The sequence below is a fragment of the Acinetobacter sp. BMW17 genome (assembly GCF_001592855.1).
GTDB classification, from domain to species: domain Bacteria; phylum Pseudomonadota; class Gammaproteobacteria; order Pseudomonadales; family Moraxellaceae; genus Acinetobacter; species Acinetobacter johnsonii.
In genome coordinates, this window is the sequence record NZ_LSOD01000040.1 from 52,250 (window position 1) to 67,908 (window position 15,659).

13 protein-coding genes and 1 tRNA gene are annotated in these 15,659 nt (G+C 40.1%); 5 read left to right on the forward strand and 9 right to left on the reverse strand.

Annotation, left to right across the window (positions count from 1 at the left end; genetic code table 11):
• The gene (locus AXW61_RS12630; protein ID WP_062034574.1) at positions 1 to 288 is read left to right on the forward strand and encodes a hypothetical protein; all 288 of its coding nucleotides are present in this window, start codon (positions 1 to 3) and stop codon (positions 286 to 288) included.
• A complete protein-coding gene (locus AXW61_RS12635; protein ID WP_062034575.1) occupies positions 289 to 573 on the forward strand; it encodes a hypothetical protein in 285 nt (94 codons plus the stop codon).
• Between the two features lie 56 nt (positions 574 to 629).
• Here the strand turns inward: AXW61_RS12635 and AXW61_RS12640 are convergent, their stop codons facing one another.
• The 9 genes from AXW61_RS12640 to efp form a co-directional block, all read right to left on the reverse strand.
• Entirely contained in the window at positions 630 to 1,640 is a 1,011-nt protein-coding gene (locus AXW61_RS12640; RefSeq protein ID WP_062034576.1) for a site-specific integrase, read from the reverse strand.
• Positions 1,641 to 1,815: 175 nt separating this feature from the next.
• Positions 1,816 to 1,892: transfer RNA gene (locus AXW61_RS12645), tRNA-Val, on the reverse strand.
• A 43-nt stretch (positions 1,893 to 1,935) separates the two neighbouring features.
• Positions 1,936 to 3,927, reverse strand: coding sequence for a DUF3488 and transglutaminase-like domain-containing protein (locus AXW61_RS12650; RefSeq protein ID WP_062034577.1), 1,992 nt, complete (start codon positions 3,925 to 3,927; stop codon positions 1,936 to 1,938).
• Positions 3,928 to 3,937: 10 nt separating this feature from the next.
• Positions 3,938 to 4,837 (reverse strand): DUF58 domain-containing protein, encoded by a 900-nt coding sequence (locus tag AXW61_RS12655; protein WP_062034578.1) that lies wholly within the window; start codon positions 4,835 to 4,837, stop codon positions 3,938 to 3,940.
• Positions 4,838 to 4,853: 16 nt separating this feature from the next.
• On the reverse strand, positions 4,854 to 5,765 hold the full coding sequence (locus tag AXW61_RS12660) for a MoxR family ATPase (protein ID WP_125273179.1): 912 nt from the start codon (positions 5,763 to 5,765) through the stop codon (positions 4,854 to 4,856).
• A gap of 165 nt (positions 5,766 to 5,930) precedes the next feature.
• Complete coding sequence (locus tag AXW61_RS12665; protein ID WP_062034580.1) at positions 5,931 to 6,950, reverse strand: 2-dehydropantoate 2-reductase; 1,020 nt, start codon at positions 6,948 to 6,950, stop codon at positions 5,931 to 5,933.
• A gap of 253 nt (positions 6,951 to 7,203) precedes the next feature.
• Complete coding sequence (locus tag AXW61_RS12670) at positions 7,204 to 7,506, reverse strand: YbdD/YjiX family protein (RefSeq protein ID WP_004693572.1); 303 nt, start codon at positions 7,504 to 7,506, stop codon at positions 7,204 to 7,206.
• Between the two features lie 10 nt (positions 7,507 to 7,516).
• The gene (locus AXW61_RS12675) at positions 7,517 to 9,619 is read right to left on the reverse strand and encodes a carbon starvation CstA family protein (protein WP_062034581.1); all 2,103 of its coding nucleotides are present in this window, start codon (positions 9,617 to 9,619) and stop codon (positions 7,517 to 7,519) included.
• 168 nt (positions 9,620 to 9,787) lie between these two features.
• Positions 9,788 to 10,357 carry an elongation factor P gene (efp, locus tag AXW61_RS12680; RefSeq protein ID WP_004693574.1) on the reverse strand — a complete coding sequence of 190 codons (570 nt, stop codon included), beginning with the start codon at positions 10,355 to 10,357 and terminating at the stop codon, positions 9,788 to 9,790.
• Positions 10,358 to 10,666: 309 nt separating this feature from the next.
• Between efp and epmB the strand changes: the two genes are divergently transcribed.
• From epmB to AXW61_RS12695, 3 genes are read left to right on the forward strand one after another with little or no spacing between them, the layout of a single operon-like run.
• Positions 10,667 to 11,683 (forward strand): EF-P beta-lysylation protein EpmB, encoded by a 1,017-nt coding sequence (epmB, locus tag AXW61_RS12685; protein WP_062034582.1) that lies wholly within the window; start codon positions 10,667 to 10,669, stop codon positions 11,681 to 11,683.
• Between the two features lie 17 nt (positions 11,684 to 11,700).
• Positions 11,701 to 13,446 carry a hypothetical protein gene (locus AXW61_RS12690; protein ID WP_029574994.1) on the forward strand — a complete coding sequence of 582 codons (1,746 nt, stop codon included), beginning with the start codon at positions 11,701 to 11,703 and terminating at the stop codon, positions 13,444 to 13,446.
• On the forward strand, positions 13,428 to 15,554 hold the full coding sequence (locus AXW61_RS12695) for an EAL domain-containing protein (protein ID WP_062034583.1): 2,127 nt from the start codon (positions 13,428 to 13,430) through the stop codon (positions 15,552 to 15,554). Before AXW61_RS12690 ends, AXW61_RS12695 begins: the two co-directional genes overlap by 19 nt.
• The last annotated feature ends 105 nt before the right edge of the window (positions 15,555 to 15,659 follow it).

Here is a 15,659-nt window from a genome sequence, read left to right on the forward strand (position 1 = left end):
ATGAATGAAACCCAACAAAAAAATATTGCCGTAGCAACGTACATCATTGACGAGCTGCACAAAGATAAGCCTTTCAATTTGGTTCTAGACCGACAACAAGCTGATGTTTTCTTTTTGGCAGCAGAAGGATATCCGGGTGATTTGCGACTATCCATATCTCACAAATCTGGAATCACTAATATTCTAGTTGATAACAGTAATGCTGATGCAATTGATCGCATGCTTTCGATCTTTATCACGAAGCATGACCGGTTTGGAGTGGTTCAAAGTTTAAAGGAGGTGTCTTAAATGGGAATTTTTCAAATCACCGTACAAGGTGAAGCACCTCAATTATTCGTAGGCTCTGAAGTTGGCGGTGCAAAGATCGTATCGATCAAGGATGTAAGCCCAAAACTGGTATCGTCTACTGAATTGGCTCAGTACTATGGCATTAGTCCCGACGCTGTCCGTGACCGCTGTGCAGCAATCAACAAAGGTACTCGGGGGAAATGTCTTTACGATCCAGAACAAGCACACGCTATTTTGACAGCTAAACCTATTGCGAGACGCGGGCGACCAAGGAATAATCAATGAAAAAGGCCATACAAACTATATTTAAAGAAAAAGCCCCAATTTAAGGGGCTTTAATTTTATGCATCCATCATATCCGCAATATCTTCAACATCCGGGTTGTAATAAGTATTCACCAGGACTTTAATATTTTTATGACCTGTCACCTTTGCCAGCACTTCAACCGGTAATTTTTGGTTATTCACAAAACGAGTAATAGCCTCATGGCGTGTGTCATGAAAGTGAATATCTGCCAGTCCTACTTTTGCCTTGCGACGCTCCCACATTAACCTGAAAGCATTTTCATTTTGTGGAATCAGCTTAGGCCCATCATGATCAATCAGATCCAACAAAGCCAAGGCCTTTTTAGTTAGGGGCACATTACGAGCATCACCGTTTTTGGTTTTAGGTAAATGCACATGCCGATCATAAATTTCTGACATGGTAATACCGAGAATTTCACCACGGCGCATTGCAGTCTCTAGAGCAAATAGAAATGCCCATGCAACATAGTGCTCTGGTAATGTCGGTGTCTGCCCTTCACGATAATTCAATCCTTCTAAAATGAGCTGAATTTCCTCATCACGAATACGGCGATTACGTGCTTTAGGCTTAGCCGGTTTTTTAATGCCCATCCATGGATTAGTTTCCAATAAGAAAAGCTCTTTAACCGCATAGCTAAAAACTGATGAGTACAGCGCAATTTCTCGCAGCACTGTATTTGCTCCAACTTGTTTTAAGCGCTTATTGCGCCAGATAGTTAAATGCTGTGGTGTGATGTCATGAATAGACATATCTGCCAGCGCACCAAACTTTTCATCAAATGGCCCTAATTGTTCTTTGACGTATTTGGATCCGCGAAGCTTTCGCCCATGCTCGTCATAGTATTTATGAAAAAGTGTTTTGAATGGATAGTGCTGCTTTACACCCAGATCTTCAGAAAGTTTATTTGCTTTTGCCTCAAGCATCTTTTGCGCAGCCCATTGCTCGCACTCTTTTACTGTGTCTTTGGTTACTGAATATGTTTTTCCAGCAATCATTATTTTAATTCTGTAGCTTTCACCGCGCTTGACCGCTTTAGGCATTTTCATGATCTATAACTCTATATTCTTGGTCTAATCTTGGTCTAAATTTAACGGCCATAACCGCCAAAAGGGCAGATCTAGCGGATATGGCGGTTAAGGGTAGACTTTATTCAAGACAACAAAAAAGGGTTTTAAGCTATTGTTTTCGCTTAAAACCCTTATAACATAACGTTTAGAATCTTGGTAGGTATAAGCAGACTCGAACTGCTGACCTCTACGATGTCAACGTAGCGCTCTAACCAACTGAGCTATACACCTGAAGTAAAAGCATAATATTCACTTTTAAAAAGTATGACAAGCTCTATTTCTTGTTTTTTAAAGCAGATGCACAAGTTTTAAGCACTCGTTTAAATTCTTGAATATTTTTTGAATTCAACCTATTGGAATAACGCATTTGCTGATAATAATCAGCTGCCTGCTTAAATAAAACTTGCTGTTCAGGTTTAACGTCTTGAGCTAAACGCAACAACCATTTGTTTACCGTTTCGGCATCTTGTTTACGCTGCTCTGCTACTAGGCTTCGAGAAAAAGACTGAACGACAATGTCATATTCAGAAGTTTGAGCACGTTTACACCAAAATATAACGCCCCAGTACAGTAAAACTAATCCACCGATGCTAATCATAATCAGCAATACCAATGCATAACTAGATTGGAGTCCTAGCTTCTGTAACCAACCTCGTTGAGTCTCTGCATTATAACCAACCACCTTACTTTGCCATTGGTAACTTGCATAGTCGCTCCAAATGCGCATTTTGTTTAATACTGAATAGCGTTGTACATTCCATCGACTACTCTCCCCCCAAACACTGGCATCTTGACTCATTAAATCTTGCATACCCTGTTCAATACGCTGTGGTGCAATCATGGCTGTTGGGTCATAGCGGTTCCAGCGTCCATCCACAAAGACTTCCGTCCATGCATGCGCATCTAACTGTCGAACTTCCCAACTTTTTGCATCTGGTGAAGGCTGACCACCTTGATACCCAACTACAATACGCGCTGGAATTCCCGCATAACGCATCAGCATCACGAAGCTAGAAGCATAATGTTCACAAAAACCTTGTTTGGATTGAAACAAAAATTCATCAATACGATGCTGCCCCAACAAACCTGGTTGCAAGGTATAGCTAAAACCATTGTTGCGATACCATTGCAAAACATTTTGGATATAACGTTTCGGGTTCTCGTTACTTTGCTTAAGCAGCTGTTGTGCCAATTGCTGCGCTTTCAAGTCCATGTGCTCAGGCGCTTTTAAGTTTATGCTTCGTTGTATCTTAGATAATTCACTTTTGGAAAATTGAACATTTCCCATCCATTGCAATGCAATAGGTTCCACACGCTGCACTTGATGATAAGCTTGAATACTCCAATCCTGACGTAGCTGATAACGTCGCTCTAAGGGTTGTGAATATTCCAATGCCATAATCCACGGAATCGCGACATCAGCAGGTAAATATTGATAGTTCCATTTTTTGGATGTAGAGATTTGCGTTAATGTATCATCCGAAATACTTTGTTGATTAATAAAACTACTAGTCCACTTTTGCCCATCATATTGATCTAAGACCATCGCGCGCCAATAAAGCTCTGAACGATTTGGGAGCTGAGTGACATCACCAATAATACGAAAAGCCAAATGACTGGACTGGGATAATTGCGCAATATCTCCAGGTGACATACTGTCACTCATGCCTGTCACTGCTTTATTTTCAGGAATTGGAATATGCCAAAGTGGGGGTAAACGCGGAAAAAAGATAAACAGCAGCACAAAAAAAGGCAGTGCGAGACCTACAAATTTAATGACGTGTTTTGCATCTTGCCTTAATGCCATACGATTCGAGTTTTCAGATGCAAAAGAATGGGTTTGCACTCGATATAGCCCCAACAAACAACTCAATAAACAGAGTAAAACCATCACCGCCGTCATAAATGACTGACTATGTAAAAACATACTCGCCGCAACAAATAAAGCAAAGTTAAACAGAATAATGACATCACGCTGCGTTTTTGTTTCTAAGGCTTTAGCAAAGAGAAAGATGCTTAAAACAGCTACGCCCGCTTCTACCCCTAAAAAGCTTTGATAGCTCCAAAAAGTGACCGCTAGAGCAACAAGGGTCAAAATGTAAATTGCCCATTTCGGAAAATGGTTGCCCGTAGATTTCATGAAATACCATAGACAACCGATACAAATGGCGAAAATGACACTCAATAGCACAGGACTAAAACTTAGTTGTGTGATCCAAATCAAACTCAGTGTCAGTATAATAGCAATACGAATAGAAGAATGCATACTGTTCTCGTTATGCCTGCGCCAAAAGTAATTTGGCTTGAAAGTATTGTTCTCGACCTATGCCTTTGGCTAGCTCAGCATGTGGTAAATACAATGTATAGACATACTGCAACTGCTCACATTGTTCAACCAAGCCCATCATTAAGCTTAATTTTTCTTCATGTGAAGGACTCGGCATATGTGCATAGTGGATGTCTAAACTGTGTTGATCCTGATGTTGTTCAAAGACCTTAATAAATAACCCTTGTCCTTGTGCCACTTGTTTCCATGAAACCGCCTGTAAAGAGTCACCCTCTTTAAAATTTCGCAATTCTCGAAATTCATCCATGTCCGGTTCAAAACTGTGCTGTTGCTGCTTATTTTCTGCCGCTAAAGACTTAGCTTTAGGCGCAATCCACAGGGTTTTCTGAATGAAAAAATAACTCCAAGCGCGAACGAGACCAAATGGATAAGTCGAATATATTTTAATCTCTGGAAAACTAAACTGTCCGCGCTCTTTTGGAAAAAAATTTAAATCGACCACTTGATGGGTCTCTTGAATAAACAACTGTTCTATATGATCAGCATAAGTAATCCAAAGGTATCGAGGCTGCGAATGAAGTTGTTTGAAATGCATTTGTAATTGCAATGCACTCTCAACCTGCCCTATTTCAGGCAATACAAGATCAACACTTAACCCATGTAGCTGTTTAAAGGTCAAATAAAAACTCATACACAGCACGGCACTGATTAAAAAACAAAACGCTAAAATTAAGTTATTGGCATAATTCACCCCAGCAATAAAGGTGATTAAAATCAGCACCACATATACATATCCTTGCTGATAAATAAACACCAGTACATCTTTTTGGGTCAGTTGTTTTTCAGCCTTAAATTTAAAGTGTTTATTGATCCAGTTTTGCCACAGCATGCGTCAGCTTATCCTATCAGTGAACTTTGACTTGCTTCATCAGTTGCTCAGTTTCAGCTTCACCCAGCCCTATTCGATGCGCGGTCACTGCGACAAATACAGCCTGTACATCATCCGGTGTAACAAATGCACGGGCTTTAACCAGAGCATAGGCTTGTGCTGCTTTCTTCAAAGCCAGTACGCCACGTGTAGATAACCCATGTCGACCTTTACGGGTTTCAACCGCCAAATCTAAAATATAGTCCAAGACTTCTTCAGATAAATAAATCTGTGGCACCAAAGCTTGTAAGGCGAGAATGTCTTGTTCGGAGAATACTGTCATCAACTGCTGAATCAAGTCATGACGAGATTGTTGCTGCAATAAAGCCTTTTCTGCCTGACGGGATGGATAACCCAAAGATAACCGCATAAGAAAACGGTCGAGCTGTGACTCTGGTAGTGCATAGGTTCCACTTTGAAAAAGTGGGTTTTGCGTTGCAATCACCCAAAAAGGTTGCGGTAGTACATAACGACTTGCATCGATTGTCACCACACCCTCTTCCATCGCCTCTAAAAGCGCACTCTGCGTTTTCGGACTACAGCGGTTAATTTCATCTGCGAGTAAAATTTGAGTAAAAATTGGCCCTTGCTTAAACTCAAACAGATGTTCTTTTTGGTTAAACATATTCACCCCAATCACATCACTTGCCAGCATGTCATTGGTAAACTGAATCCGTTTAAATTGAAGACCCGCCAAATGCGCCAAGCTACTGGCCAAAGTGGTTTTGCCTAAACCGGGCAAGTCTTCAAATAAGATATGCCCACCAGCTAAAAGGCTGCATAAGGCTAATTGGGTTTGTTGATTTTTATCTAAAACGATTTGATTAACTTGATTGAGGAATTCTTGGATTTTTGGATAAAAAATACTTAACTGTGATTCATCGAGCATGTCATATTGCAACGTTTCTACCGTTTTCTCTTTTCCCCAAAGCACCTTATTCTCCCCAATCAAAATATAAATCAAGGTTTAACATACAGGTTTTTCAACCATACTCAAAGGCGATCCTTATAAATATTCAATGATTTGCGTACGAATGACCTACGTCACCGCAAGCTACTGTTTCGCTGCAGATTTCAACTGATCTTTTAAAGTATCTGCACTCATTGAAAATGAAAGCGATGATTTCTCTGCTTGCTTAATCAATTCTATGAGTCTTGCATTGATTGGAGCCTGTCTACCCCATTGTTCTGCGAGTTTTAAAACCTCACCATTAATCCAGTCGACCTCTGTGGGACGGCCTGCAATTAAATCATCTTGCATAGACGACCGAGCCAGCGGATCGATTGCCAACATTTTACGACTTAATAATTTAAATAATGGATTGGGTAAACTCAGCAATTTTGGAATCAAATGAGTCGGAACTGCAGTTAATTTTGCAGGTTTAATCTGAGCACAATCAAGCAGTTCTAAAGCTTCCTGCTGCGCCATTGCCACACATTGGCGATATTTACGAATCGACAATTGCTCCATTAACGGTTTTTTTGACAATGCATTGATTGAATTATTTAAATTAAGTAAAAGCTTGGCCCACTGTACAGCCAGCATATCTTTTTCAAAAACAATCTCTAAACCTGTTTTTTGAAATGCATTCTCAAGCAAATTTTGATTCGGATATTGCTTAACACTTAATGCGCCTGATGTGCCTTGATGATAATGCCCAGCTTCTTGCGTGGCGACGTTAAAAGGAACCATCCCCTCTAAAATCATCTGCCCTTGCAAAACCCTTTTTAAAATAGGGACATTACTTAAGCCATTTTGAAAGCTGATGATCAGCGGTGCTTTAGCCCCTAAATATTCTTTGAGTTCATGTGCAACTTGTTCGGTTGCCGCCGATTTTACACAAATAAAAATAACATCGGCATCTACAACCTGAGTAGGATCAGTCGTTAGTTTGAGTTGATCGGGTGCAAGTTTGATCTTTTTGCCTAAATAATCAGTTAACACTAAACCCCATTGGGAAAGCTCTGCATGAATACGTGGACGCGTGATAAAAGTAACATCATTACCTGTAGCAACCAACCTTCCGCCTAAATAACACCCAATGCTTCCAGCACCATAAATATATATTTTCATTCAACTTCCCTTTGCAAACATTCCAGTATTTTAAGAACTATAACAATCAAAAGCTGTCAAATATACGACATGAACCTTTTATGCCTCATACTCCGTGTTCGTTATGATTTAATCTACAATGCAATAACTTGCTTCATGCAAAAAAGTACACTGTCGAATCTAACACGTGCTACCGCATGTGATTGAATATTTTCACTCGATTTTTCACAAAAAAAACGGCACCGAAGTGCCGTCTTTCAACTGATTAATTACATTAACAAGGGCATTTTTTCATGCCATTCGTTGCAGATGGATAACGCGCATCCACACAATGACGATAAAAAGTTTTAGCATCCATCGCTTCTAAATCAGGATGGTGCTTTTTCATATGCTCCAAATAGTTTGGATAATCAGGCACCCCCACCATCAAGCGAAAACTTTGCTGCAAACGTTGCCACAATGTCGCAATTCGAGACCAATTTTTAGGGTTCAGAATCAAATCTTTCTGCGACATCACGGTCATTTTGATGATTTTATAAATCATCGTTTTTCCACTTTTAGCAAATTTTAGATTCATCTGACTCTCCTTAATGCCCAGCTTTTGATGGCTGAATGTCTTCAGGATCACGATAAATTGCTTCTGCCTCATGCACAGTTGGAACTGGGCTTGCCAATGCACGACGAATCACTCTAATCGCAGCAAAGAGCATCACAATCGCCACAATCATAAAGAATCCACACAGTGCAGCATTGATCTGATTCGACATCGCAACAGTCTGCATTTCAGCAACCGTTTTTGCTGGTGCTAAAATTTCATTGTTTGCAATTGCATTGTTAAAGCGTTCAGCTTGTGCCAAGAAACCAATTTTTGGATTTTCGTGGAAAATTTTCTGCCAGCCCGCTGTCATACAGGTTACCAACAAGAATATGGTCGGGATAATCGTAACCCATACATATTTCTCTTTCTTCATTTTGAAGAGGATAACCGTACCTAAGATCAATGCCATTGCCGCAAGCATCTGGTTACCCACACCAAACAGTGGCCATAAGCTATTGATGCCCCCGAGCGGATCGACGACACCTTGGTAAACAAAGAAGCCCCAACCCGAAACTGCAACCGCTGTACCCAACAAGTTCCCGAAGAAGTTATGTGAGTTTTTCACCGCAGGAATCACAATACCCACGGTATCTTGCACCATGAAACGACATGCACGCGTACCCGCATCAACTGCTGTTAAAATAAATAGTGCTTCGAATAAAATGGCAAAGTGATACCAAAATGCCATCATTTCACGGCTATTGAAAATTTCCGTAATGATGTGAGCCATACCAATAGCAAAAGTTGGCGCACCGCCAGTACGTGAAAGGATGGTACTTTCACCCACTTCTTGAGCCAGTAAAGTTAATGTTTCTGGAGTAACAACAAAACCTAAGTTACGAACAGCTTCAGCTGCGGTGTCTACACTTGTACCCAGTAAAGCGGCTGGTGAGTTAATCGCAAAATACACACCCGGATCAAGCACTGCGGCACAGATCAGAGCCATGATTGCAACAAATGACTCCATGAGCATACCGCCATATCCGATCATTCGAATATCACGTTCATTGTTGACAAGTTTCGGCGTGGTGCCTGACGACACTAATGCGTGGAAACCTGAAATTGCGCCACAGGCAATGGTAATAAATAAGAATGGGAACATTGAACCTGCAAACACAGGGCCAGTACCATCAATAAATTGCGTGAACGCTGGCAGCTTCATTTCTGGCATTGCGAAAATAATACCGACTGCCAAACCTGCAATGACACCAATCTTTAGGAAGGTTGATAAGTAATCGCGTGGCGCAAGCAATAACCACACAGGTAGTGCTGAAGCCACGAAACCATAAATAATCAGCGCCCAAGTCAACTGAGTGCCCGACAGGGTAAAGAACGCACCCCAATATGGATGCTGTGCAATATTTTCACCGTAGACAATGCCGAGCATCATCAAAACGAAACCAATAATAGATACTTCTGCAATTTTACCCGGGCGGATAAAACGCATGTAAATCCCCATAAAGAGCGCAATTGGAATCGTTGCCGCAATACTAAATACGCCCCATGGGCTGTGTGCAAGTGCTTTGACCACGACCAGTGCCAAAACTGCAAGGATAATAATCATTACCCCCAATGCACCAAGCATGACCACAATCCCTGCAAAAGTTCCAAGCTCTTGCTTTGCCATTTCACCGAGTGAACGTCCATCACGACGGGTAGAAATAAACAACACCAAAAAGTCTTGTACTGCACCTGCAAGCACTACACCGACAAGTAACCAAATCGTGCCAGGTAAATAGCCCATTTGCGCTGCTAAAATAGGCCCTACTAATGGACCTGCACCTGCAATCGCTGCAAAGTGATGTCCAAATAGAACACTTTTGTTGGTTGGAACATAGTCCAGACCATCATTTAAACGATGCGCGGGAGTTAAGCGACGTTCATCAAGCTCAAAAACTTTATTTGCAATAAATAAACTATAGAAGCGATAAGCAATACTATAAATACAGCCCGCAGCAAGTACGAGCCAGATGGCATTGACATGCTCACCACGACTCAGTGCCAATATCCCAAAAGAGACTGCACCGACGATGGCTACCAGTAGCCAGATGATTTTTGAAGTCAGGGTTGACTTCGGCTGAACAGATTCCATTTCAATCCCTCATATTTGTTGCATTCAATCAGCGTCTTTAATTATTCGAGGTACTGCTGTTTTCCTTTGCGACTTTACTCTGCATCTCCTTGTTTTGATCTAATACTTTGGCATAAAAAAAGGGATGATTTTCATCATCCCTTCCGATAATAGTCTATTTTTAAACCATTATGCACGTTCTAAATAATCGCCAGTACGAGTATCTACACGAACGCTTTCCTCTTGCTGTACAAATAATGGAACACGTACTACAGCACCTGTTTCCAATTTTGCAGGTTTACCACCACCGCCAGAAGTATCACCACGTACACCCGGATCAGTTTCAACAATTTTCAAAACTACGAAGTTTGGTGGGTTTACTGTTAACGGCACGCCATTGAACAACATAATAGTACATTTTTCATTTGAATCATCTTTTAACCATTTTGCAGCATCGCCCATTGCTGTTTTGTCAGCAGCGATCTGTTCAAATGATACAGGATCCATAAAGTTCCACATTTCGCCATCGTTGTACAAGTATTCCATTTCTACTTCTACAATGTCAGCCGCTTCTAAAGAATCGCCAGACTTAAATGTTTTTTCTAAAACTTTACCAGAACGTAAATTACGTAGTTTTACGCGGTTAAATGCTTGACCTTTACCTGGCTTTACATATTCATTTTCCATGATTGAACATGGGTTACCATCAAGCATAACCTTAAGGCCTGACTTGAAATCATTCGTAGAATAATAGGCCATGACTGGCGCACTCCAAACTAACTAACTTAAATATTTATGTCTTTATCTTAGACACCAAAGCTTTGAAAAGCAGGGCCATAAAGATAGGGCATCTTTTTTGATGCCTCGTATTGTAAATGAGCAAGGTGTTATGAAGCAATGAAAATCCACTGCCTATAAGCCGAAGATCTTGATAAAATAGCCCCGTTCCGCGTGTTTTTGTGTATTGAAAAAGCCTTTTTAGACCGCGCACATCCGAACAACTCGTTTCGACATCACTCGATTTGATGACCTAACTTTCTTTTGACCTAGTATTTGACCCCTTATTGCATGACTCATTATTTGTACCAAGAGCAAAATTGGCAAGCTCAACTCAGTGATTTAATTACTGACCCTTTAGAATTACTTAACATTCTAGAGCTTTCTCCTGAGCAACTACTGTCAGGCGCACTGCTTGCATCAACCCAATTTAAACTCCGTGTTCCTCGTGCTTTTGTGACAAGAATGCAAAAAGGTAATCCGCTTGATCCTTTACTCCTTCAAGTCCTGCCCCATCATCTTGAGCTTGAAGAACATCCCGACTTCGTGACCGACCCCTTGGGTGAGGAACAAGCCAACCAACAACCCGGTGTTTTGCACAAATATAAAACTCGTTTTTTACTGACGCTGACTGGGGCATGTGCCGTTCATTGTCGTTACTGTTTTCGTCGACATTTCCCCTATCAAGAGAACCTGCCAAAGTCAGAAGATTGGATCAATATTCAACACTATATTCAGTCGAAACCTGACATTAATGAAGTCATTTTGAGTGGCGGAGACCCCTTAACGCTGTCCAATCGTAAAATAAAATTATGGATTGAACGCTTAGAAAGTATTCCTCAACTTAAATTTTTGAGAATTCACTCACGAGTTCCTATCGTAATGCCTAACCGTGTCGATGATGAGCTAATTTCCATCTTAAAAAACAGTAGGCTGCGCATTATTCTAGTGGTACACTCAAATCATGCATCGGAATTGGATGATTTTACCTGCCGTCAATTACAGCAATTAGTCGCAGAAAAAATCACCGTTTTCAATCAGGCGGTTTTATTGAAAGGGGTCAATGATCACGTTCAAATTTTGACAGATTTGAGCTACCGTTTATTCGATGCAGGTGTATTGCCATACTATTTACATGTTTTAGATAAAGTAAAAGGGGCTCACCATTTTGATTTAAACTCGCAAGACATTGATTTGCTGTATCAAGGATTATTGGCGAATCTACCCGGCTATCTGGTTCCCAAGTTGGTCAGGGAAATTGCGGGAGAAAAGAATAAGACACCACTTTTCGGGGTTTCAACTTTTTGAGTTAAATAATAACGATGATGACGACGAGTACTTCAGATATCTTCCAAAAACCAACCGAATTAAAGTTGGATAAGCTTAGTTTCTGCCCAAGCACAGTCAAAGGCTTACAAGAATGGTTGGCAAACTTATCCATTTTACAATTAGGTGATTCTTCTCGTTCCTTATTTCAAGCATTACTTGAAGTCTCCGAGCTCCAAGTCAGCGAAACACTTCGCTTTGATTTGGTTCAAGTACTGCATCCAAATTTGGAAAATGTGCTTACCAGTTTAGAGAAACATTTTTTTAATCAAGGCCTCATCACCACTGATCGAAATGACCATATTATTGAGCTTGCCTTATTAATGCGTAGTCATTTTGCTAAAGTCTATATCGACATTGCAAAACGTGTTTCTCAGCAAATCACTCAAAATAAGTTTTCTCTATTTGCTTTTAATCAAAAAAAGAACCTACAAACGGCTCGAACCGTATCGAGTTATTATGCTTTACAACAACTGTCACTGTTGTTGTACCAACAACACTTGCTCTATAGTTCACCGATTCCAGGTCAGTGGCTAGCAGCTCATCAGCTCTTAGATTCTGCTATCCAAAATAACTTCTATTTGACCAACATTAATCAAATACAAGGCACGCAGCATCAACTGAACAATATTAGCCAAGCCTATGCGCAGCTCATTCTATTGGATATTTTTAATACCCATCAAATCCGTCCGGGTGAAATTCAAGGACTATTTTTGTGTAGTTTTGATTGGGCTAAGCTGATTCAAATTTTACCTAAAGAAACCACCTTATCTCGCTATATTGTCGATGCATCAAAAGACTATCCGCCGACCTATAATTCTCAAAAAAATAGTCACATTCAGCCGAATATTTTTATCTCGACGCAAGCTCTGCTTGATCATCTCTCAGAGATGCAAACCAAACGCGCCGAGCCACTGTCGCGCGATGAGAAGATTTTCCTTACCCCTGCTCTGCATTTTCATATTCATAACTTATTGACCAATAATATTGAACGTAAGCATGAACGTTATGAGTACTCAGCCCAATTACAAATTTGTTTTGGCCTGTCAGTCGCACATTTTTATTTGTCTAAAGGCAAAAATTTTAATGAAACTTTAGAGCTAGAAGGTAACTACAACTTTCAGAATGAAAGTCACCTGATCAACTCCATGAACAGTAATATTCCTGTGGAGACGAGTTCTGCTCGTATGATTGATCGTGAATCGAAACAAATCTACCCTGCCGAAGTTTTAGATATTAGCGTGAATGGTTACCGTATTCGTTGGACTGGACCAACACCTGCACATTTAAAAACAGGTGAGTTTATTTTGGTCCAAGAAAATGCGCATAGCCAATGGCGCGGTGGTGTGATTCGCTGGATTAAACAATCAAGTGAAAAAAGCTTGGAACTAGGGTTAGAAATCTTAGCGCAAGATCTTTTCCCATGTGCCGTTATGGTAAAAACAGACCGAACCACTCAGAACTATCAACCTGCGTTATTAGTACAAACGTCCCAGCTTGATGAAGTACAGACTAGTCTTATTGTCCCAGGTTCGAATATGTACCGAGAAAAACAAACCATTCACTTACGCCTAGGTGATGAAGATCTTAAAATTTATTTAGTAAAAGCACATTTAATTACACAAAGTTTTATTCGTTTTGATTATGAATTGTTGAATGACCAACAAGAACCATTGGTTCAAAGTTTTATTCAAAAGCAAATGAATGCTATTAAGAATCACGATTTATGGGAAGCATTGAAGTGAGAAATCCATTATTATCTAAAAAGTTAAAACGTACGGAAACACGTTTACTCATTATTGATGATAATCAGATCCGTTATAACCAAATTCGTGACCTTTTAACTTCTAGCGATCATCAAGTTCATGCCACTTTACTGGATGACTTACAAAACTTTGAAAAACAGCTTCATCTGTCTTGGGATGTGGTGATTTTTGGTCGCGCTTATGACTTAAAGTATGAACAAGCACTAACTTTGATTCGCAACTCTAACCAAGTCAATTTACCACTGATTTTATTAAAGCCAGATGAATATCAATCAGCCCAATACGCAAGTTTTATTCGTAAAGGGGTCTATGATATTTTGGACTTAGAAGAAGCGGATAATTTTTACTTAGGTCTACTGCGTGCGCTGTCATTAAGTCGTTTATTACAAAGCCAACAACAACTCATGAATGAACTTGAAACAGCGCAAAGCCAAGCACAGGCTTTAGTTGAAGAAAGTAATAAAGCCATTGCTTTAATTCAAGAAGGGATTCATGTTTCAGCCAATGCTGAATACTTACAACTGTTCGGCTTAAGCTCTGAAGATGATATTATTGGTCAACCCCTGCTTGATATTCTCCAGCCGAAAGATGTAAACGATTTCAAAATCCGTTTTAAGAAAATTTCACAAGGTCAGTTTGATTTAGGTGCTTTTGAAGTTGCTACTCTCAATAATAATGCCCAAACTAAAAATCCTTTAAAAGTTGAGTTTTTAGCTGCACCTGAAGATGATGCGCTCCAACTGACGATTGAAGTCGAATCTGAACGCACCGCTGCTGCATCGGTCAACACTGAAAAACAGGTAATAAAACCTAATACGTATCAACAAATTAACCGTGCCATGACCAAGCAACCCTCTGATCAGAATGCTTTGGTTAGCTTTGCACTCAGCTCTTGTCCAGATGAAATTTTTAAAGCCAACTGGGCAACTACGCGTGATTATTTTAACAATATTTACAGCTTTTTAAATGAACAGACTCATATTCCTCTGTTTAAGGCGGGTGGGCAAACCATCGTTGGTTTATTCCAAGCAGAATCACAGGCCAAACTTGAATCTAAGCTTATTGCGTTAAATGCGCTTACCAAACCACAGCTCATTACCGTAGAAAACAATAGCTATCCCGTAAATTTGCGCATTGGCTATACTTTATTGAAAGGTGAAATTTCAAATCAAGATCAGTTTGAAAACTTGTTGTGCTCAGCCTTTAAAACCGCTTTACCAACCAATCAAGATGATTGCGAAATTGAGCAAAAAGCCAGTATTGACATGCCTGTGATTGAGTTGATTAATCCAACAGTCAGCGATACTTTAGACACTCAAAAAACAGCAAATGAACCCACGGTACTTAAAGCTTTACATCTAGCTTTGGAGCGAGGTGAGATTCATCTTAAATATCAACAGCTTTACGACAAAGAAGACACTAATTTATACACCTATGAGGTTACCAGTGGCTTTATTTATGGTAATACGTGGAAAGATATATCAAGCCTCAAAGAGTTAAGTGAAGATCACGAACTGTCTATTAAACTTGACCGCTGGATTTTAGTTGAGTCGTGTAAACAACTACACAATTTTATCACTCAGTATCCTGAAGCAAAGTTGATTGTAAACTTAAACAAAGCCGTACTGTTGAACGACCGCTCTTTCCCTGAGTTTATCGCCAAACTGATTACCATTGTACGCAGTAAGTTAAGTCACCCTATTACCCTTCAGTTCTCTGAGGATGATATCAGCCAAAACATTGCTGAAGCGCAAAAATACATTGCCCAGCTTCGCCAATATGGTGCTGAAGTTTCGATTCGTGACTTTGGTAATAGTATTTATAGTGAATCTATCCTACGTCAGCTTGATATCAACAATCTCACCTTACACGAAAACTTGACTCGCATGCTCAGTAGCGACGCCAACACGGAAGAGTTGCAAGAAAAAGTTGCGGTATATCATCAATTGAAAAACATTCAAATTATGCTGCGTGATCTGAATGATATGACGTCGTTTGCCAATGCATGGAATGTCGATGCCCGCTTTATTCAAGGCGATTATTTCCAGAAGAAACTGGATCATCTAATTGACGTGCAGGATCAGTAAAGGTTAAACCTTGGATACTAGGCTCTAAATTTTAAGGCCTCTATATGGGGGTCTTTTTACTATATGGTCTAACTAGCAGCCCTATGACTCTGTATCAAAATCATA